The organism is Brevibacillus reuszeri (genome assembly GCF_002897295.1).
In the GTDB taxonomy this organism is placed as follows: domain Bacteria; phylum Bacillota; class Bacilli; order Brevibacillales; family Brevibacillaceae; genus Brevibacillus; species Brevibacillus reuszeri_A.
This window is the reverse complement of record NZ_BEXF01000009.1, coordinates 222808-241323: the sequence shown is the minus strand read 5'-3', so window position 1 is coordinate 241323 and position 18516 is coordinate 222808. Positions and strand designations below refer to the sequence as shown.

General features: G+C 44.2%; 15 protein-coding genes, 1 riboswitch and 3 other annotated features. Of the genes, 3 read left to right on the top strand and 12 right to left on the bottom strand.

From position 1 onward, the window contains the following. Positions 1 to 129: 129 nt before the first annotated feature. From C3B52_RS16620 to ilvB, 11 genes are all read right to left on the bottom strand, one after another. Positions 130 to 1542 carry a purine-cytosine permease family protein gene (locus tag C3B52_RS16620; RefSeq protein WP_164684812.1) on the bottom strand — a complete coding sequence of 471 codons (1413 nt, stop codon included), beginning with the start codon at positions 1540 to 1542 and terminating at the stop codon, positions 130 to 132. 8 nt (positions 1543 to 1550) lie between these two features. Beyond that, positions 1551 to 2873, bottom strand: a complete 1323-nt coding sequence (locus C3B52_RS16615) for an ArgE/DapE family deacylase (RefSeq protein WP_164684811.1) — start codon at positions 2871 to 2873, stop codon at positions 1551 to 1553. A gap of 22 nt (positions 2874 to 2895) precedes the next feature. Beyond that, entirely contained in the window at positions 2896 to 3009 is a 114-nt protein-coding gene (locus tag C3B52_RS16610; RefSeq protein WP_201264901.1) for an SDR family oxidoreductase, read from the bottom strand. Between the two features lie 296 nt (positions 3010 to 3305). Beyond that, positions 3306 to 3584, bottom strand: coding sequence for a hypothetical protein (locus C3B52_RS16605; protein ID WP_103107516.1), 279 nt, complete (start codon positions 3582 to 3584; stop codon positions 3306 to 3308). A gap of 788 nt (positions 3585 to 4372) precedes the next feature. Next, positions 4373 to 5245 (bottom strand): 4-hydroxy-tetrahydrodipicolinate synthase, encoded by an 873-nt coding sequence (gene dapA / locus C3B52_RS16600; RefSeq protein WP_103107515.1) that lies wholly within the window; start codon positions 5243 to 5245, stop codon positions 4373 to 4375. A gap of 111 nt (positions 5246 to 5356) precedes the next feature. Continuing rightward, positions 5357 to 5537, bottom strand: a riboswitch (Lysine riboswitch). Between the two features lie 377 nt (positions 5538 to 5914). Then, positions 5915 to 7684 carry a methyl-accepting chemotaxis protein gene (locus C3B52_RS16595; protein ID WP_103107514.1) on the bottom strand — a complete coding sequence of 590 codons (1770 nt, stop codon included), beginning with the start codon at positions 7682 to 7684 and terminating at the stop codon, positions 5915 to 5917. A gap of 100 nt (positions 7685 to 7784) precedes the next feature. Further along, positions 7785 to 8246, bottom strand: a complete 462-nt coding sequence (locus C3B52_RS16590; protein WP_103107513.1) for a DinB family protein — start codon at positions 8244 to 8246, stop codon at positions 7785 to 7787. A 78-nt stretch (positions 8247 to 8324) separates the two neighbouring features. Next, positions 8325 to 8948 carry a 50S ribosomal protein L4 gene (gene rplD / locus C3B52_RS16585; protein WP_103107512.1) on the bottom strand — a complete coding sequence of 208 codons (624 nt, stop codon included), beginning with the start codon at positions 8946 to 8948 and terminating at the stop codon, positions 8325 to 8327. Positions 8949 to 9312: 364 nt separating this feature from the next. Beyond that, complete coding sequence (locus C3B52_RS16580) at positions 9313 to 9579, bottom strand: CD3324 family protein (RefSeq protein WP_103107511.1); 267 nt, start codon at positions 9577 to 9579, stop codon at positions 9313 to 9315. A gap of 491 nt (positions 9580 to 10070) precedes the next feature. Then, positions 10071 to 10316 carry an ACT domain-containing protein gene (locus C3B52_RS16575; protein WP_103107510.1) on the bottom strand — a complete coding sequence of 82 codons (246 nt, stop codon included), beginning with the start codon at positions 10314 to 10316 and terminating at the stop codon, positions 10071 to 10073. Then, on the bottom strand, positions 10313 to 12019 hold the full coding sequence (ilvB, locus tag C3B52_RS16570; protein WP_103107509.1) for a biosynthetic-type acetolactate synthase large subunit: 1707 nt from the start codon (positions 12017 to 12019) through the stop codon (positions 10313 to 10315). The genes C3B52_RS16575 and ilvB overlap by 4 nt, the downstream gene beginning before the upstream one ends. A gap of 112 nt (positions 12020 to 12131) precedes the next feature. Continuing rightward, positions 12132 to 12402, bottom strand: a binding site (T-box leader). 140 nt (positions 12403 to 12542) lie between these two features. After that, positions 12543 to 12812: a binding site (T-box leader), on the bottom strand. 133 nt (positions 12813 to 12945) lie between these two features. After that, positions 12946 to 13214, bottom strand: a binding site (T-box leader). A gap of 555 nt (positions 13215 to 13769) precedes the next feature. Here ilvB and C3B52_RS16565 point away from each other — a divergent pair. Next, positions 13770 to 14654, top strand: coding sequence for an alpha/beta fold hydrolase (locus tag C3B52_RS16565; RefSeq protein ID WP_103107508.1), 885 nt, complete (start codon positions 13770 to 13772; stop codon positions 14652 to 14654). Between the two features lie 309 nt (positions 14655 to 14963). Continuing rightward, positions 14964 to 16157 carry an MFS transporter gene (locus tag C3B52_RS16560; RefSeq protein WP_103107507.1) on the top strand — a complete coding sequence of 398 codons (1194 nt, stop codon included), beginning with the start codon at positions 14964 to 14966 and terminating at the stop codon, positions 16155 to 16157. A gap of 71 nt (positions 16158 to 16228) precedes the next feature. On the opposite strand, the gene C3B52_RS16555 is transcribed toward C3B52_RS16560, so the two are convergent. Beyond that, positions 16229 to 16795, bottom strand: coding sequence for a DUF1273 domain-containing protein (locus C3B52_RS16555; protein ID WP_103107506.1), 567 nt, complete (start codon positions 16793 to 16795; stop codon positions 16229 to 16231). Between the two features lie 273 nt (positions 16796 to 17068). Between C3B52_RS16555 and C3B52_RS16550 the strand changes: the two genes are divergently transcribed. Beyond that, a complete protein-coding gene (locus tag C3B52_RS16550) occupies positions 17069 to 18481 on the top strand; it encodes a sigma-54 interaction domain-containing protein (RefSeq protein ID WP_103107505.1) in 1413 nt (470 codons plus the stop codon). Positions 18482 to 18516: the final 35 nt, after the last annotated feature.

Here is an 18516-nt window from a genome sequence, read left to right as displayed (position 1 = left end):
TAAAATTCATCTACCTTTGTGTATTTCTTTACATATTTTTTAAAGAGAGAAAAAGAGAAAGAGCTGCGGTTTGTTCGCAGCTCTTAGGCAATATCGGTCCGTATCATTTTCTATAAGTTTCTCTCCTCTTTATGCACTGATCCTTGTCAGTTTCTCCTGCTGTTTACGGACTTGTCCAGTTAGCCTTTGATGCAAATAATAGCCCAGCCCCGTGAGGATCAGGCAAATAGCTGATTGGAAGTATTCTGGTGGCGTTACTTGATAGATAAAGAATCCGAATACTGTCCAAATGAGTGCCGGTACATTCCAGCCGTTTGTATACCGGTAGATGCCATGATCATCAAAGAGCTGATCGACAACCAGCCTTCCTTTTTTCACCAACACATAATCAGTTATCAAAATGGCAGCCAATGGCGCGTAGAAAATTCCGGAGACCGTCATCGTCCCTTGCAACTTATCTAACATCGTTGGGAAAATGGACAAGCCGACCCCAATGACGGAAACGATCAGAGTGGCCCAAAAGCGGCCGAGCTTTGGAATCATATTTACAACCGAGAGCGATCCGGTATAGATGTTCAAGACGTTGATCGTCCAGTTATCCAGCACGACCAGAAGCAGGATGATGAATAGGGCTATGCCGCTGCTCGCAATAGAAGCTGCTCCCTCCAGCCCATTTGGCACTTTTCCAAGTGTTGCAGCCGCAGAATAAGCGCCGACAAACGCTGAGGTAAATGTACCTATGCACGCTGCTGCCATGGTGCCGATCCACATGTCAACGCGGGTTCGCGAGTAGCGGCAAAAGTCCGCCGCATCGGTGGTCATCGACAGCCAAATCGCTGTCAATGAGTTCAAGGAAACGATGAATGCGCCCCACCCCCAACCGATTGTTCCTTCGTATCCGAACACTTTGGGTATCGCATAGTTCGGATCATCATGGGTCATGAACAGATAACAGACGAAAATCAGTGCGATAAGTTTGATTGGCAGTGCCACGCGAGATAGAAACTTAAGCCAGTTGTAACCGAAAGTGGCGATAACAATTTGGAATATTGCAAAAGTTAAGCTGACAGCGACAACGCTCACTTCCGTCTGAAACAGCTTGTTGATGACCACTACGATAGCGGCCGCTCCCACGATAGTTTGAATGGAAAACCAATAGATGGCCGTGATCGCACGAAAAAGCGACACTGTGTATTTTGAGCCTCTGACGCCATAGACCATCCGCGTCGCAACCGCACCTGATACGCCGTGATCAACGCCGATCGTAGCCATGACGAGATAAGCGCCAAAGGCGACCGCGATCCCCAGGACAACGGAGGTAATCGCCGCCCAGAATGATAAGCCAGACGCAACCGCCACGCCGCCAATCAGAATCATGCCAGGATTCATTAAAAAATTGATAATCATGAAAAAAATGTCATACCATTTCACTGTTCTCTTTTCTTCAGGAACTTGTTCGATTCCATACTGCTCTACGTTTTTCGGTTGGCGATATTTTTTGAACACATCAGTATCAGTATGAGGACTCTGATTTATTTCCACGCGCTTTATCACTCCTTTTCTTTTTCGTCATCGCCTAAGATTCCATACCATTTCAATGCTGACAAAATCAGCACCTTGGTCACCTCAAACAGCGAGTCCAGCTCCACGTACTCATCTGGCCCGTGCGGTTGTGCACCGACCGGTCCGTAAATCACGCCCGGAATGTTGCGACCTGCATACCAGGCCACATCGCACACGGCTACAAATCCTTGATACACTGGTGAGATCCCAAATCCTGCTTGACCGTCGGCAATGATTTTGACAATATCATGATCCAATGGCGTATTGACTGGTGGGAAGTCGACACCTCGTAGCCCCCATTCCACTAAAGGCGGATTTTCGCGCAACCAGCTGTCGGTAATGGCCGCTGCACTAACGGCAGCTTCAAATTCTCGCTTGATGGCTTCCGAGTTCTCCGTCGGTAAATACTTGATGTCGTACTCAATGACGCAATAATCCGGAATAATCGCTGGATTCGTTATCGTTTCGGGAATTCCGTTTTTGACACCCGCTCCAGCCAGCATGACGCCCGCATTGATCGCGTTTGCCCCTGGAGGCAACAGCGGGTGACGTCGATTCAAACCCCAGTCTCGTTCCAGCTCCGAGGTTGCCTGAATGATTTTCATTGCCTTCTCAATCGCATTCACACCGGTCCGCTCATAACCAGGATAAATGTGACGATAGCGCCAAGCCGAGTGTGCAGCGACTCCTTTTACCGAAACCCGCGCCCAATGAAGCCCGCCTTCTACCGGATTGATGGTGCCGTCGGTCGGTTCCGTGACGATTACACCGGCACCGCGATACCCGCGGTCCAGCACAGCGCGAGTGCCAGCTCCGCCGTTCTCTTCATCAATGACGATATGAAGATCCAGATCAGAATTCAATTCCACGCCCAAATCCGCGAGAAACTTGGCCACCATGATATTGCTCACCACACCCGCCTTCATGTCCATGGAGCCTCTACCATACAACCTGCCTCCATGAATCTCAGCCTTCCAGGGATCGACACTCCAGCGGCTTATGTCCCCTTCTGGGACGACATCGACATGGCCATTCAGGATAAGCGTATTGTCTCGAGATTTTCCTTTTATGGACGCCACTACGTTGGGTTGTCCCTCATATACATCCCACTTATCTACAGTAAGCCCCATCGAAAGCAAGTAATCCTTCAGGAACTCCTGTAGTTTGTCACTTTCACTCGCTTCAGGTCGTTCCAAAAAATTCGGATTCACACTTTTGAAGCGGACCAGTTCTTGCAACAGCTCGACGATATGCTGCTCATTGCGCTCGACCCATTCCTGTACGATTTCTTTCCAATCTTTTGCCGCCATATTGATTCCTCCCTTTTTCAAATTAAGCCAGTTCGCCACCATCAATCGGAATCAGCTGTCCTGTGATATAAGCCGACTCATCGCACGCAAGGAAGGCGAATAGCCCTGCCACCTCTTCAGGCAAATCAACTGTCACTGTTGTTTTCCTCCTTTATTTCGAACTTGCAAGAAAAGATTTGCAACAATTATGCCATCGTTGTTTGCACGTAAAATCAGCAATTTAGACGCTCATATTGCGACAGAAATTTTTCGCCGAAAAAAATTATATGAAAGATATTTTTCTGAACATTTTAAATTTGATATACTTCTCGAACGAATGGAATAAGGAACTTAACACTGTTCCTCAATGAAGTTTCTTCCTTCACAAGTTAAAGAGGTGCAGGTTCTCCCCTGCACCCCACTATTCATCACTAATAGATTGTATTGCTCTACTTATTCTGTTCGATTCGTGGCAGCGTCGTTACCATCAGTATCCCTCAAGTTTTTGGTATCGTTGTTGCCACTCCCTGCACCCTCACCCATCTTGTTACCCAATGCACCACCTGCAACGGCACCTGCAATGGTGCCAATTGGTCCAAAAACAGAACCCAACGCAGCTCCTACAGCAGTACCGCCAATGGTTCCTACAGTTTCACCTGTGTCTCTGCCGACCGTATTGGTAGTGCTAAGGTCATCAGCATCGTTCTGATTACGCTCGGTGTTTTCAGCCATGCTACTCACTCCCGTGTTTTGTGATTGGGAAGCTACCCTTCAAGCGACAGTCCCATGGAATATTTTGCCCACCAGAATAGTTTGTATTCCAAAAAAATACCTGTATTTGTTGATTCGATGGATCGATAAAGGAACTTTATTCGTTATTAGTAATTAGGGTTACTGCTTCGTATTATGGTATGTGCACCACGTATCACACCAATGTGCTACTAACCCCTTCACGGTTGCAACCGGCGCCACTTCGGCCACAATCGTAGCCATGCAATGATCCACATTCGACTTAATAACCGGTGTAATATCTTTGTAGGCGTAAGGCGCTTCTTTCTTCAATTCGAAAAAATTGCAGATGGATTTTGGAAATTCCCGAACAGAAACGCGCTTGCCTAGCGAATTAACCGTTTCAGTTCATTTATAGCGGTGTTGATTCCGACCTTTTTCCTTGCAGAAATCTATAAAAGGTTCGATCCGCTTCACGACTCGAGCTGCATTATCGTAGTTTGGTTGCCGTTCGTTATGCGTTTGCCAAATTAGTAGGAATGTCAAAAACCCGATAATAAACATTATCGGGCTGATTAATTAGGGCTTTCTTAGTATTGTAACTGGCCAGGCTGGACGCGATAACAATGATGATGGAAAGCTCCTTATTCACTGAATTAGAGTTATGCGTAAAATTTTCGTATGCGGTCTATCTCCTCCCCCGTTTTGGGGTGTAAATGTTCGATAGGCTGCTCTACGAACGAAATGAATAACCGTAAATGGCATTGCTTGAGAGGAGCTCCCTTTGTGAATTATACGAGCTGCTGCAGGACGCTTTGTAATGTGTTTGTTTCTTCAGCGGTTAGTGGAACCATTGGAAGGCGGACGCCGCCGACGTTGATTCCTTTCAGATTTAGCGCTGCTTTCACCGGTGATGGGCTTGGGGCAGCAAATAGTGCATTCATAATCGGAAGCAGTTTGCGATGGGCTGCAGCTGCTGCTTCGATATTTCCGTTTTTAAAGAGGTTGATCATTTCCTGCATCTCATTTCCAATGATATGGGAGGCGACGGAAACAATTCCTGCACCGCCAATGCCTAAGACAGGCAATGTTAAACCGTCATCACCGCTATATAAAGTGAAATCATTTGGTGTTTGGCTGATCACATCTGCCATAGCATCTAAATTGCCGTTTGCTTCTTTTATCGCTACAATATTTGGAATCTGGGATAGGCGAACAATTGTCTCAACGGACATATTTACTACGCTGCGCCCAGGAATATTATAAAGCATAACTGGTAGTGATGTTGATTCAGCAATGGCTTTAAAGTGCTGATACATACCTTCTTGGGATGGCTTGTTGTAGTATGGAGCCACAAGCATAATTCCATCAACACCAGCTGCTTCAGCCTGTTTGGTTAAACTGATGGATGCCCTGGTATTATTCGAACCAGTTCCTGCTATAACAGGTATTCTACCGCCTACTACGTCTACTACAAATTTAAATAACTCTACCTTTTCCTCATTTGATAAGGTAGGGGATTCACCTGTTGTTCCTGCGACTACCAATCCATCTGTGCCATTTTCAATTAAATAATTTACTAACGTTCTCGTCGCGTTAAAATCAACATCACCATTTTGATCAAACGGTGTAACCATAGCGGTTAAAACTTGGCCAAAATACATTTTTCCTCACCCTAACTATTATTTTCTATAAATCAGAGGCAGAATCAACGCAAAAAAGCAGCAACGAAGGCTCGCTGCTGCAATAGAAACATAAACAAATCAAGTTCCCGTGCGTGAGATAGCCCTCCATATAGTTCCCTATATGACAGTTCTGTATTTATTCAATAGCAGAACCAGCCCTAAGACAAATGAGAATCTTATAGGCTTCGGCAAATCCCCCTTTCCACAATCATCTCAGGACCTCATTATCCTCCAACTGTGTACTAATGGTCTTTGCGCCTCTATCCTCACTTCAAATGGTTTGAAGTAAGAAGATATTTAATTAACACTAAATCTATCAGATTTGTCCTTCTAATTCAAGGGGGCAAATTTTCAGAGATTACATGTCCACGTCAGAAATAGAGGTGCATGAATTCTCTCCCTATCCAAAAAGCCGTTCTCTCCATCAAGAGAGATTAGTTGCTATGGGTGCACTTTACGCAGTTCGATCATAATCACGAAAGAATCATATGACTTTTTCAATACTCACTGACTATAGATATCTGCGTAATTCTCCACAAGCTGACTCATTCATGCATGATCTAAAACCATAGTAGCTATCCCCGTTTCAAAGGAACCCTACAACATCGCATAAGCATATAGGGTTTGATTTTCTCCCAGTTGCCGGGCTTATAGTTTGAACTGCTTCACGAGCTGAAGCAGTTCTTCTGATATCCGACTCATCAAATCCGCTGATGCAGAGATTTCTTCCATGGCTGAAAGCTGTCCAGCAGTGTTGGTGGAAATCGTCTGTGCCAGATCGTTGGACCGAACCGCCATGTGATCGATCTCCAGCAGGGAAGCATGGAACTCCTGGGAGCTTGCGGATATTTGTTCAGCTGCAGCTGATGTCTCCTGTACGTGATACACGGCGCTACGTGTTGCGACCAGAATTCTTTGGAACGCTTCCCCCGAGTCCCGGATGGAATCAACGCCAGTCTGCACCTCCTGCTCCCCTTGATCCATAGCAGTGGCGGCTTTATTAATATCGGCGAGAATAGCCTGAATCAGCTCAGTGACCTCCATCGCGGATATCCTGGAGCGCTCCGCCAGCTTTCTGATCTCATCCGCAACAACTGCAAATCCTTTGCCCTCCTCACCCGCCCGTGCAGCCTCGATCGCTGCATTCAGCGCCAGCAGATTTGTTTGCGACGAAATGGTCGTCATCGCATTAATGATCTCTCCAATCTGATGCGACCGTTTGTTTAGCTGATTAACGATCAGTGAGAGGTCGCCCACCATTGTGGATACGGCAAGCATTTGCTCCGCTGACTGTCTAATCAGCTCGTTTCCATGTTCAGCATGGCTTAAGGTAGCCTGTGAAGCCTCAAAGGCTGTCGATGAGGTGGATGCGATGCGCTGTGCGCTGGCCGACAGCTCCTCCATGGCATAGGTGCTCTCCTGCAGGCTTCTTTTTTGCGTTTCATTGCTCATGGCCACTTCTTGTGCAGATACGGAAATTTGGTCTGTGGCTGCTGTCGTCACCCCGAAGGTGACAGACAAGTCGCGGGAGGACGATGACAGGGCAGCAGCATGGGACAGTAGCCCTTGCGTCAGCTCTCTTAATCGGCTGTGCATGGTCTGGAAGGAGGCGGAGAGGTCGCCAATTTCATCCCGGCTATGTATGGCAATCGCTCTTTGTGACAAGTCGCCACCAGCGACCTGTTTGGCCAGCTGCGTCAACTGGACTAGCGGCTTGGTAAGACGCGTCGCGAGAAGGATAACGATAATCCCTCCGACTGCAATACAGCTCAGTAGCGTATAGACTGTGCCTTGCACAATACGTTGCTGCCCCGCGTTATAATCCTTGATATAAGAGCCAGCTACAATCGTCCATCCCCAGTTTGGGTCCCTTAGAGAATAGGCAATTTTCATAGCATCAGCTTTCGAGTCTGGCAGCGGCCACCTATATACGGTAACTCCACCTCCTGGCTGCTGACCCTTCTGAAGCATATCCCGGATATGATAAAAGCCGTCACTTGTCTGCATGTCCCAAAATTTCTCTCCCTCCTGTGTCGGGTGGGCAACCAGATCACCCTGGTCGTTTAGAACAAAGAAATACCCGTGCTCGCCAATATCTATATTTGTATTGATTGTCCGTGTACCATCCGCCTGCTTTGGCCCGAGAAGCAGCTGCTTCATCTTCTCCTGTGCCTCTTCCTTGCGTAATGAGCCTATCTTGACAGCATCCTCTAATGAAACGATCAGCTCCGCAGCCATATGAACCGTGTTTCTAAGATTGGTCTGTGTCTGCAGGTCGCTTTCACGGGCTGAAACCCAGATACTCATAACTCCTACCAGCAATGCTGGAATGATCAGGATTGCGAGCGAGATGACCAGTAATTTATTACGTATTGTGAACCGCCATTGATTTCTCGTTGGTTTTGTCTTTTTTTTCATGTATATCCTCCCGTAAAACCATATAGATTCTGCCACGGATGATCAAAAACAGCAGTCCAAAGTACCCTTTGAACTGCTGTCATGGATCAGAATTTGAAGATTATTTTAATGCCTTCAGCATGGCAGAGACAAAGCCGATATGATCGGTCGCATGCAATACAGTGGAGACAATTAGCTCGCTATACGTCTCGGCCTTCAAAAAGTTTTCTTTTACAGGTACGTCCAGCTTACCCTCCAGCAATTCCCGGATCTCGTCCGGCTGCTTCCTCAATTGGTCAATTAGTACATCCCATGCAGGCGATTCGCCATGCCAATCTGAGGGCTTGGTTCCATAGGCAAAAAAGTACTGGTAGCTTGCGGGAAGCCGCTTATTCAGTGAGAATTCCGAAAGGTCGAATACATGAAACTCTGTCACAGCAAGCACATGACCTATATGCCAATGTATGCTGTTCTTGAAGCCTTCCGGCACAAGATTACGCTTGTCCTCCGGGCATTGGGCAACCAACTCTATCAATTGATTGTGGCGGCTCTTTAAAATATCGAAAATAAAATCTGTTCTCATGCTTCATACCTCCTCAGAATGGTCAATCTGATATGTGATTATCTACAGCTGATTTGTTACACCATTTGATGTCTTTCGTTACGAGTACATTTCCGTAATCATGGTGACAGCTTGTTTAGTGATGATTAATTTATTACAATTGAGAACATTGTAAACATTAAGTGAATCAGCTACGGTGGTTTCTACACCGGGTATGTTATTGGCGCTTTTAAAAACAAAGTTATTTATCATAGGTGTAACAATTAGCACCTTTTTCTCTGCTCCAAGAGCATTCAGCATGGCTACTATAGACTTTGTCCTGTAATTTTCTAACTTGATCTCGTCGACGACAATGAATTCTTGGTTCTGTACTTTGCTGGATAATGCAGATTTTATAGCGAGCTGCTTAACCTTTTTGTTGAGCTTGTAGCTGTAATCGCGAGGTTTAGGAGCAAACACAACTCCTCCGCCACGCCAATGAGGCATGCGAATCGAACCTGCTCTAGATTTATCAATTTTATTCTGCTTATAAGGTTTTCTGCCGCCGCCTCTAACTTCACCACGTGTTAATGCAGATTGTGTTCCACTGCGATTATTTGCCAGATAATTTATAACTGCATCATACATTACCGATTCATTGGGAATAATCCCGAAAATGGATTCTTCAAGTTCCATTTCACCAACATGACTACCTTCCATATTAAAAATGGTAACATTCAACATGATTCTTTCCTCCAGATCTTAAACTTTCACGATATTGGCACCCACATCTGTTGATTAACGTTTTTTGTATATTCACAATAGCATCCATTATTTTTAACCTCCGTTTGACCTGCTACATTTTAGAAGAACCTGTAGTTATAAAGCTATCAGATAGAAATCCCATAAACTATATACAAAACGGTTCTGTAATGTTTGGTATAACCTTTAAGATAAGTCCTTTAAATGTAGTTTTGAGCTTTATTCAAATACTCATATCACTTTTTCTTTCTACATCAGGGGACATTAAAAAAGATGATCCCATGTAAGTACAGGGATCATCTTCACAACGTAGTGTATTTAATTGGTCCAAAAATAGGATCACATTTCAGCGATATTTATATATTATTTTTCTGATCGCATAAACAGAGAGGTGGTAGGTTTCTGCAAGTTCTTGAATCGAATTACCAGAAGTATATCCTTTTATTATTTCGCTATTTCGCTTATCAATTTCTTTACGAAAACCGGATTGTTCTCCCCAATTTTTATGTTGATTTTTTATTGCGGGAATATAGATGTATTCACCTTGTACATAATCTTGCAATTTTTCAACCAACTCTTTTGGGAGAATTTCATTAGCGTTGATATATCTCATGTAGACTCACTCCTTGAATAAATGAAATATCTCAAGTAGCAAAGCCAGCATGATTGGTGACGGTGTTATTCCATGCAAATATCACCACATATCTGTCTTTGCATGGAATGGAACATGGGTGATTGTAATATTTTTATGAGACAAAATTCATTCTCCTTTATAGATTGATACCCGCAACCACACTGGGTAAAAATGCAGTATGATTACTTGTCAAAATAAAAAGAGCTACAAGAAAGTTACCTTTCTTATAGCTCAAAAAATACGGCACATCCAACCCAGTACAGGGTAAAAAGGATATATTTTCTGAGTGAAAAAGAATAAGGTAACTAACTTGCCAACAAAGAATAAAACCATGCTTTATTCTTTAAAAAAGCGGCAAGGAATATTACATTACCCTCTTCAACTCCATTCGTTAAGTGTCAGCAAAATTTTAGCATACTGGCTTTTACATTACAATTATAAAGAGAAGGGTATGGAACTAAAAGTTGTTTTTAAGATGGGTCAGAGCATTTGAAAACGCTAATCACGTCAACTTGCTTTTCTAACTGCTTGCTGAGGTGATCAATCATGCTGGAGTCGCATTGGACGGTAATGCTTACGTTGGATAGATGCTGTTGATCCGCTCTATTTATAGACATACGATCAATCTGAATTCCTCGACGAGAATATACACCCAGGATTCGCAGAAAAGTTGCTGGGTGATTGACCACCATCATTTGTATCGTTTGTTCGTTCATTCTTCCCACCCTTTCATGATTAATTCGCTATTTGCTTTGCCTGGTGGTACCATGGGAAACACATTCTCGCTCTCTTCTACCAAGAAATCGACAACGACAGGGCCCGGATGAGCTAGGGCTTCTTGGATGACAAGTACCGCATCTGCCCTCGTTTCGGCTCGTAATCCTTTCACACGAAACGCCTCAGCTACCTTGACAAAGTCTGGCCCACCTATCTGTGACTCTGACAAACGATTTTCATAAAACATTTCCTGCCACTGCCTAACCATTCCAAGGAAGCGATTATTGATAATAAATACCTTCACAGGAATGTCTAGCTCGGCAATTGTCTGCAATTCCTGAATATTCATCTGAAAAGAGGCGTCTCCTGCGACACAAACAACGGTTGATTCAGGTTTAGCGATTTGAGCGCCTATCGCGGCAGGAAAGCCAAATCCCATCGTACCGAGTCCTCCGGATGTAAGAAACGTTCGAGGCTTCTTAGCACGGTAAAAGTGTGCCGCCCACATCTGGTGCTGTCCTACTTCGGTTGTGACGATTGCATTTCCATTCGTGATCTTGCTCAACAAATCAATGACGAATTGTGGCTTCAATGCACCATCTTGATCCTGATCATACGAAAGTGGATACTCTTGCGCCCACTGCTGCACCTGCATTCTCCAATTCTCACAATCAGGGGTTGGAAAAGGTAGTAACAAAGCTTGTAGAGCTGTTTTCACATCGCACACCAGTGCATAGTCAGCAGGAACGATTTTACTCAGTTCAGATGGGTCAATATCGATGTGAATTTTTGTAGAGTGTGGAGAAAATCTCTCTAGTTTCCCTGTAACCCGGTCATCAAAACGAACACCAAATGCTAACAAGAGATCACAATGATACACAGCCATATTGGCGGCATACGTTCCATGCATACCCAACATCCCAAGGAACAAGGGCTCATCAGGAGGATACGCTCCCAATCCCATCAATGTCGAGCAGACTGGGATGCCGGTTTCCTTGGCAAAATGGAGTAATTCCTCGGAAGCGTTACCACTTACAATTCCTCCACCGATGTAAAGAAGCGGTCGTTTTGCCTGTGAGATTGTCCGACGGATCGCTTCCATTTGATCCCTATCGATTTCAGATATTTCTTGCTTGATTCGTGTCGTCGCAGGTAAGGAAGTTTGGTACATGCAACGGGTACTCGCGATGTCCTTTGGGATATCAATAAGTACCGGACCTGGTCTACCCGTTGAAGCAATCTGGTACGCTTCCGCAAGCAAGCTTGGCAGTTCTTCCGGAGTCCGCGCCTGAAAGCTATATTTCGTCACTGGTGCCGTGATTCCGATAACATCCACCTCTTGAAATGCGTCTGTACCGATGAATGAGGAGGCAACCTGGCCTGTTATGACTACAAGCGGAACGGAATCCATATAGGCGTCTGCAATACCTGTTACCAGATTCGTCGCTCCTGGACCTGAGGTGGCAATGACTGTCCCAACTCTCCCGGTCGACTTGGCGTACCCTTCTGCAGCGTGGATTGCTGCTTGTTCGTGCCTGGTCAAAATGTGTCGAATCCCGCTTTGATACAGGGCATCATAAATCGGTAAAATCGCCCCGCCCGGGTAGCCAAATACGGTATCAACCCCTAATTGTTTCAAGGTCTCAATTACTTTCTTGGCACCTGTCATTTCCACGTTGGCATCGTTTTTTGATTGTTCCATACTTGGTCATCATCCCCTTCAAATGTTTAATTTGGGTTATTTAATAAAAAAACTCCCGCCTCAGACAACCATACGATGACATTGAATTTGATCCAATGTACGACCGATTGGTTGCTGAGGCGAGAGTTTCGCGGTACCACCCAGCTTCTCCGCCACTGTTACAAAAGGCGGACTTAAAAAGATCGTCCCTGACTGATTGTCAGTTCAGACCTCGGTTCAGTAACGAGAACCATGTCGTTGTCCACTACTGATACACAATTGTGTCGTTCGCAGACAAAGCTCAGAGGTGATATTCGAATAAGGGTAATGACCGTCCTTTCAGCTCACGGGACAGCTCTCTTGCATTAGAGCCTGATTCTACTTGTCCTCTTCAACGCTATTTTTTCATCTATGAATTTTAGTAGGATAATCTCAATTTCTCCATCAATCATGAACCGTCATCCTTTCTAAACTTTCAAAAAAACTCCCGCCTCACACAACCAAGCGATGACATTGAATTTCATCCAATGTTCGACCGATTGGTTGCTGAGGCGAGAGTTTCGCGGTACCACTCAGCTTCTCCGCCACTGTTACAAAAGGCGGACTAAGAAAGATCGTTCCTGACTGATTGTCAGTTCAGACCTTGGTTCAGTAACGAGAACCATGTCGTTGTCCACTACTGCTACAAAGTATGTCGTTCGCAGACAAAGCTCAGAGGTGATATTCGAATAAGGGTAATGACCGTCCTTTCAGCTCACGGGACAGCTCTCTTGCATTAGAGCCTGATTCTACTTGTCCTCTTCAACGCTATTTTTTCATCTATGAATTTTAGTAGGATAATCTCAATTTCTCCATCAATCATGAACCGTCATCCTTTCCACTAAAAAACTCCCGCCTCACGCAACCAAAGGCGACATTGAAATTCATCCAATGTGCGACCAATTGGTTGCTGAGGCGAGAGTCTCGCGGTACCACTCAGCTTTTCCGCCTTTTTCAAAGGGCGGACTTAAGAAGATCGTCCCTGACTGTTCGTCAGTTCAGACTTCGGTTCAGTAACGAGAACCACGTCGTTGTCCACTACTGCTACAGAAGTTTGTCGTTCGCAGACAAGGCTCAGAGGTGATATTCGAATAAGGGTAATGACCGTCCTTTCAGCACATGGGACGGCTCTCTTGCATTAGAGCCTGATTCTACTTGTCCTCTTCTACGCCATCTATTAGAAAAAGTTCTCTTGCTATTGTTAGAATTGATTATAATTTTTAGAAATCATTTTTGTCAAGCTGGTGACCTACGTTATCCATTAGCTTAACCGGTCAGAACTGTAGAACTTTTGCCATGCACCCCTTGAATGTCCCACAGGTTAATGGCGTTATACCAAGCAAAGGTTCGATCAAGGGTTCACTCTGGGTACGGAAAAGCCACCCGAAGCTGCACCTATCATCCAGTCCCTAAAATTTAACACCCTGGTCTTACAACCATTTCATTATCGGTCCGCCCCTCGGTCTGCCTTCTTCGGTTAACATCTCCTAATTAAACGACTTAGCCGATGAATCAAGTGTATGTACAGGATCGATGCCAGCCATCTTCAACGAGAACGAACTGTTATATACAAATAATTTATCTGTTACAATCGTATTTTTCTCTATAATAAAACGATTAATTGACACTTTTTTAATACTGTATTATATTTTTAAAAAGTCTGTATTAGTAAAATTCAGATTCCCAAATTTATTTACACATCATTATAAACACGATTAGGAGGAAGAATTGTATGTCTAACCATGCATCGAGCATTCCATCACTAAGTAACAGCGGCATTCACTATTATCAAACCTATGAAGAAAGCCTTGCTCTTTGGCCAGTCGATTATGAAGCATTTTATGTATCCTCCCGTTTCGGTCAAACACATATCATTGCAAGTGGACCAAAGGATGCACCACCACTCGTATTGCTTCATGGAGCATTGTTTAGCTCCACCATGTGGTATCCAAATATTGCTGATTGGAGCAGCAAATACCGGACCTACGCAATTGATATCATGGGTGATAAGAACAAAAGTATTCCTGAGGATTTAAATGGTACCAGAACTGGTTACGCCGACTGGCTTCTTGATGTGTTTGACAATCTGGGTATCAAAAAGGCAAATATGGTTGGACTTTCGCTTGGTGGGCTTCATGTAATGAATTTTGTTTTACGTGCAGCAGAGCGAGTGGAGAAGGCAGCATTACTTAGTCCTGCGGAAACATTCGTATCCTTTCATCCAGATTTCTACAAATACGCACTTGGCCTTGTTCAGCCTAACGGCGTTAGTGATTTTTTACAGTGGATGATGGGAGAGCGATACGAGTTACACCCGAATTTTGCAAAGCAGTTTCATGCTGGAGTTATGTGGGAGGATGAATTAAGAAATCCCAAACCTAAAGTTGATGGATTTCCGTATGTTTTCACTGACGAAGAATTAAAATCAGTAAAAATTCCTATTCTCTTGTTACTTAGCGAGCACGAAGTCATTTATGACCCACAATCTGCTTTAAAACGTGCTTCAACTTTTGTTCCCGGTATTGAAGCGGAAATCGTTAAAAATGCCGGCCACGTTTTGTCGATGGAACAGCCAGAATACATTAATGGACGTGTACTGAGATTTTTAGATAAATGATAGACAGAAAAAAGTTGAATTCAGAGGTATATGAAGGCACCGGTATCCATGCGGCGCCTTTTCCCTACACATAAATTCGCGTGAAAACGGGATGGTATCTCAATATCACGCTGTTTCAGCATAAATTACACCATTAGCTCTACCTTTATGTTTAAAAATGTTATAAAATTGTATGTCTCTGCCGAAATTTACTGGCATAATTAATACCCCTGACGGTATGATCAGCGGTAGTGGCTATCCCCATTTCGCTTGGGTCTTATTAATCCAAAATTCAAGCCACATAAACTGCAGAAAGGTTGTATTCCATTTATGGAGCTATCTCACCTCACTTCTAAGGAACAAGCTAAGAAGGAATCGTTTTCTATCTCCTTACTCTCTCTTACACTAGGTTCTTTTTCCATCGGGATGACTGAATTTGTCATAATGGGTCTCTTACCAAATGTAGCTGAAGATTTACAAGTCAGTATCTCATCTGCAGGCCAACTGATTACCATGTATGCTCTTGGGGTAGCTGTCGGTGCGCCTATCATGACAATCCTTACTAATCGAATCCCCCAAAAGAGATTACTATGTCTGCTTATGGTTCTCTTTATTCTCGGCAACGGAATCTCAGTTTTTGCTCCAAACTACGCTATATTGATGGCGGCACGTATGCTAACTGCGCTGACGCATGGGACATTTTTTGGTGTAGGTGCTGTCGTCGCCTCCAATCTTGTGCCTCCCCATAAACGTGCGAGTGCCGTTTCCATAATGATGGCAGGTCTGACGATTGCCAATATTATAGGTGTTCCTCTGGGGACGTTTATCGGTCAACACATGGGCTGGCGATCCTCGTTCGGTTCTATTGCCATTATGGGAATCATCGCATTGATTGGCATTCTTATTTTCGTACCGCAAACCCGTCAAGAAAAAGCGGGGAGCATGATTGGGCAAATCACCGCTCTTGTCAAGCCAAAGCTCCTTCTGTACCTCCTTATCGGTGCACTAGGAAACGCAGGGCTATTCACCGTATTTACTTATATTGCGCCACTACTTATAAAAGTTACTGGATTCGCAGAATATCATGTGACATGGATTCTTGTCCTCTTCGGCTGCGGGGTGACCATTGGAAATATCGTTGGCGGTAAGCTGGCCGATTGGAAGCTGATGCCTTCCATACTAGGTCTATACTTTGCTGTTTGTATCATCCTCACCCTTTTTACGTTTACCATATATAGTCCAATAGCTGCCGTCGTGACCATCTTTCTATGGGGAGCTGCTTCTTTCGCAGTCTTTCCCGGGCTGCAAGTACGGGTGATGAGCCTAGCAGAGCAAGCACCAGCTCTTGCCTCTACCTCCAGTCATTCTGCTGGTAATCTAGGAAATGCAGCTGGCGCTTTCATCGGGGGATGGGTGATTACTCATCTTGCAATCACTTCCCTTCCATGGGTCGGTGCCGTACTCGTAGGATTGGCTCTTCTTTTGGGGATCGCTTCCTATATGGTTGAACGAAAATTCGCTTGAAAGATATGATCATTCTATTTTAAGCGACTATACAAGAATAAAAACCAGCTTTCCATAGCTGGTTTCTTTGTTTAGAAATAGTCATTGTATAATTCTTGCTGTTGTTCCTCTGCAATGTTCTGTAAATCATATGCGTTAATTCGAAACAACTGATAATCGCCGATTTCCGCTTTTTTTGCGGCTAGCTTACTTAAAAACTTCGGGGAACCTTCATTTTCTTCATCGTAAACTAACAAGATACCGTCTGAATTAGCTAGCAGGAATTTGTCTTTCTCTCCAAGCTGCCAAACTCCTTGGTAAGGTGTTTGATAGACACTATTAATATAGTCGGCTTGCATCACAATAGTTCGGTAGTAATCCTGGGTCTCTTCCTTCCACTTTTCCTCTTGATTCAAAAAAGGAGTAATTACCGCCAGTTTTAGATGTGGATACTCCTTTTTTAATTCCAGAACAGTTTCGGCTGCCCACATTTCTACCCCGAGTTGACCTGATATGATAACCCATTCCAATTCTTCCTCGAGAAATCTTACGAGTTCCCGCTTCAGTGCTGTCTTAATAATGGCTAATCCCGGATTTTTTTCATTAAAGATACCAAGCTCGTGAGCTTTATATCCTGAAACAAATAACCGCTTTAACATGATGCCACCTCTAGTTTAAAAGAAGCTCAAGCAGAAAAAAGATTGCTTTTCACTCGCCGTCACTTCTTTAAGTATAACGTCTTATATTTTTTCTTATCTTATCACAAATGTGAATGTCACCACTGTCCAAATGCGGTGATTGCAAATTTCGAGTTCGGGGCCCAGCAAATACAACCGTTCCTTAGAGAGGTCCAATCAATTTCACTATGCTATACTGATTAAAGATTCAAAAAAATATGACTCTTTCTATTTCTGTATCGAGGAGGTTTTCTTTTGGATACACACCATTTCGAATTGGAATCCGACTACTTTCTACAAATCCTGGATACGATTGATAGTGGCGTACATATCGCCGATCATAAAGGCAATACGTTATGGATCAATAGAACTGTTGAAAAAATGATAGGAATAAAACGGGAAGATCTGATTGGTATAAACGTGTCTCAGCAAGAACAAAATGGGATGTTCTCCCCTTCCGTTATTCGGACAGCGCTTGAACAGAAGAAAAAGAGCACATTGGTCCAGCGCATGCAAAACGGGAAAAAATATATGGTTTCAGCTCATATTCTCTATAATCAAAAAAATGAACCGCAGTATGTGATCGCGCACGGACCAGATTTTAACAAAGTCCTGCTGGAGGGTTCACCAGCCGAAGTCGATGAAATACGGCTTCTTTTGGAGCGCTACATTCGGGAATTGAGGCGAGCAAATGTAAAGCAAAGCTATTTCGGTAAGGAAGAGCATGCCTTCATCGGAAAAAGCAAAGCGTTTGACACGTTGACGGAATTCATTGAGAAAGTTTCTGATGTGGAGACAACCGTCCTGATTGCTGGAGAAACAGGAGTCGGCAAGAATGTTGTCGCTGAGCACATTCATCAGCTGAGTGAACGTCAAGGTCATCCATTCATCCATATTAATTGCGCAGCGATCCCCGAAGCGCTGCTGGAATCTGAGTTATTCGGTTATCAAAAAGGAGCGTTTACGGGCGCAAATAACAATGGCAAGTTAGGCTTGGTGAAAATGGCTGAAAAAGGAACGCTATTTTTAGATGAAGTTAGCGAACTGCCCCTCCCCCTTCAGTCAAAGCTGTTACAACTTCTGCAGAATAAAACCTATTTGCCTATTGGTTCTTCCGAGACTGTGAAAGCAAATGTCCGCATCATCGCTGCAACCAATCAAGATCTGGAAATGCTCGTGGAGCAAGGGAAGTTTCGTGCGGATTTGTTTTATCGGCTGAATGTGCTACCGATCCAAATCCCACCTTTACGCGAGCGTCAGGACGATATCTTTCCGCTGCTTTGTTTTTATTTACAGAAATTCAATAGCAAATATAATCGGAATCGAAAGCTAACCAATGAAGCGATTCATGCTCTACAGCAATATCGTTGGCCAGGGAACATTCGAGAGCTGGAAAATGTATTGGAACAGCTCGTCATCATGTCCAAGCAAGACGAAATCACGCTCCCCGATCTACCTAAGCGCTACCTTGAACAAGCAGAGAAGGAAGCTCACAGCTTCTCTGTCTCGCAAACCGCATGCTTAAAACAGACCCTGCATGATATTGAGAAGAAGATAATCATTCAATCATATCAAGAGCACAAAACGACGCGAAAGACCGCGAAAGCTCTCGGTATTACCCAATCTTCACTTATCAGAAGACTGGCCAAATACAATTTGGACGTATAAAGTTTATGACGAAAAAAAGCAGGTCACGTGCAAGG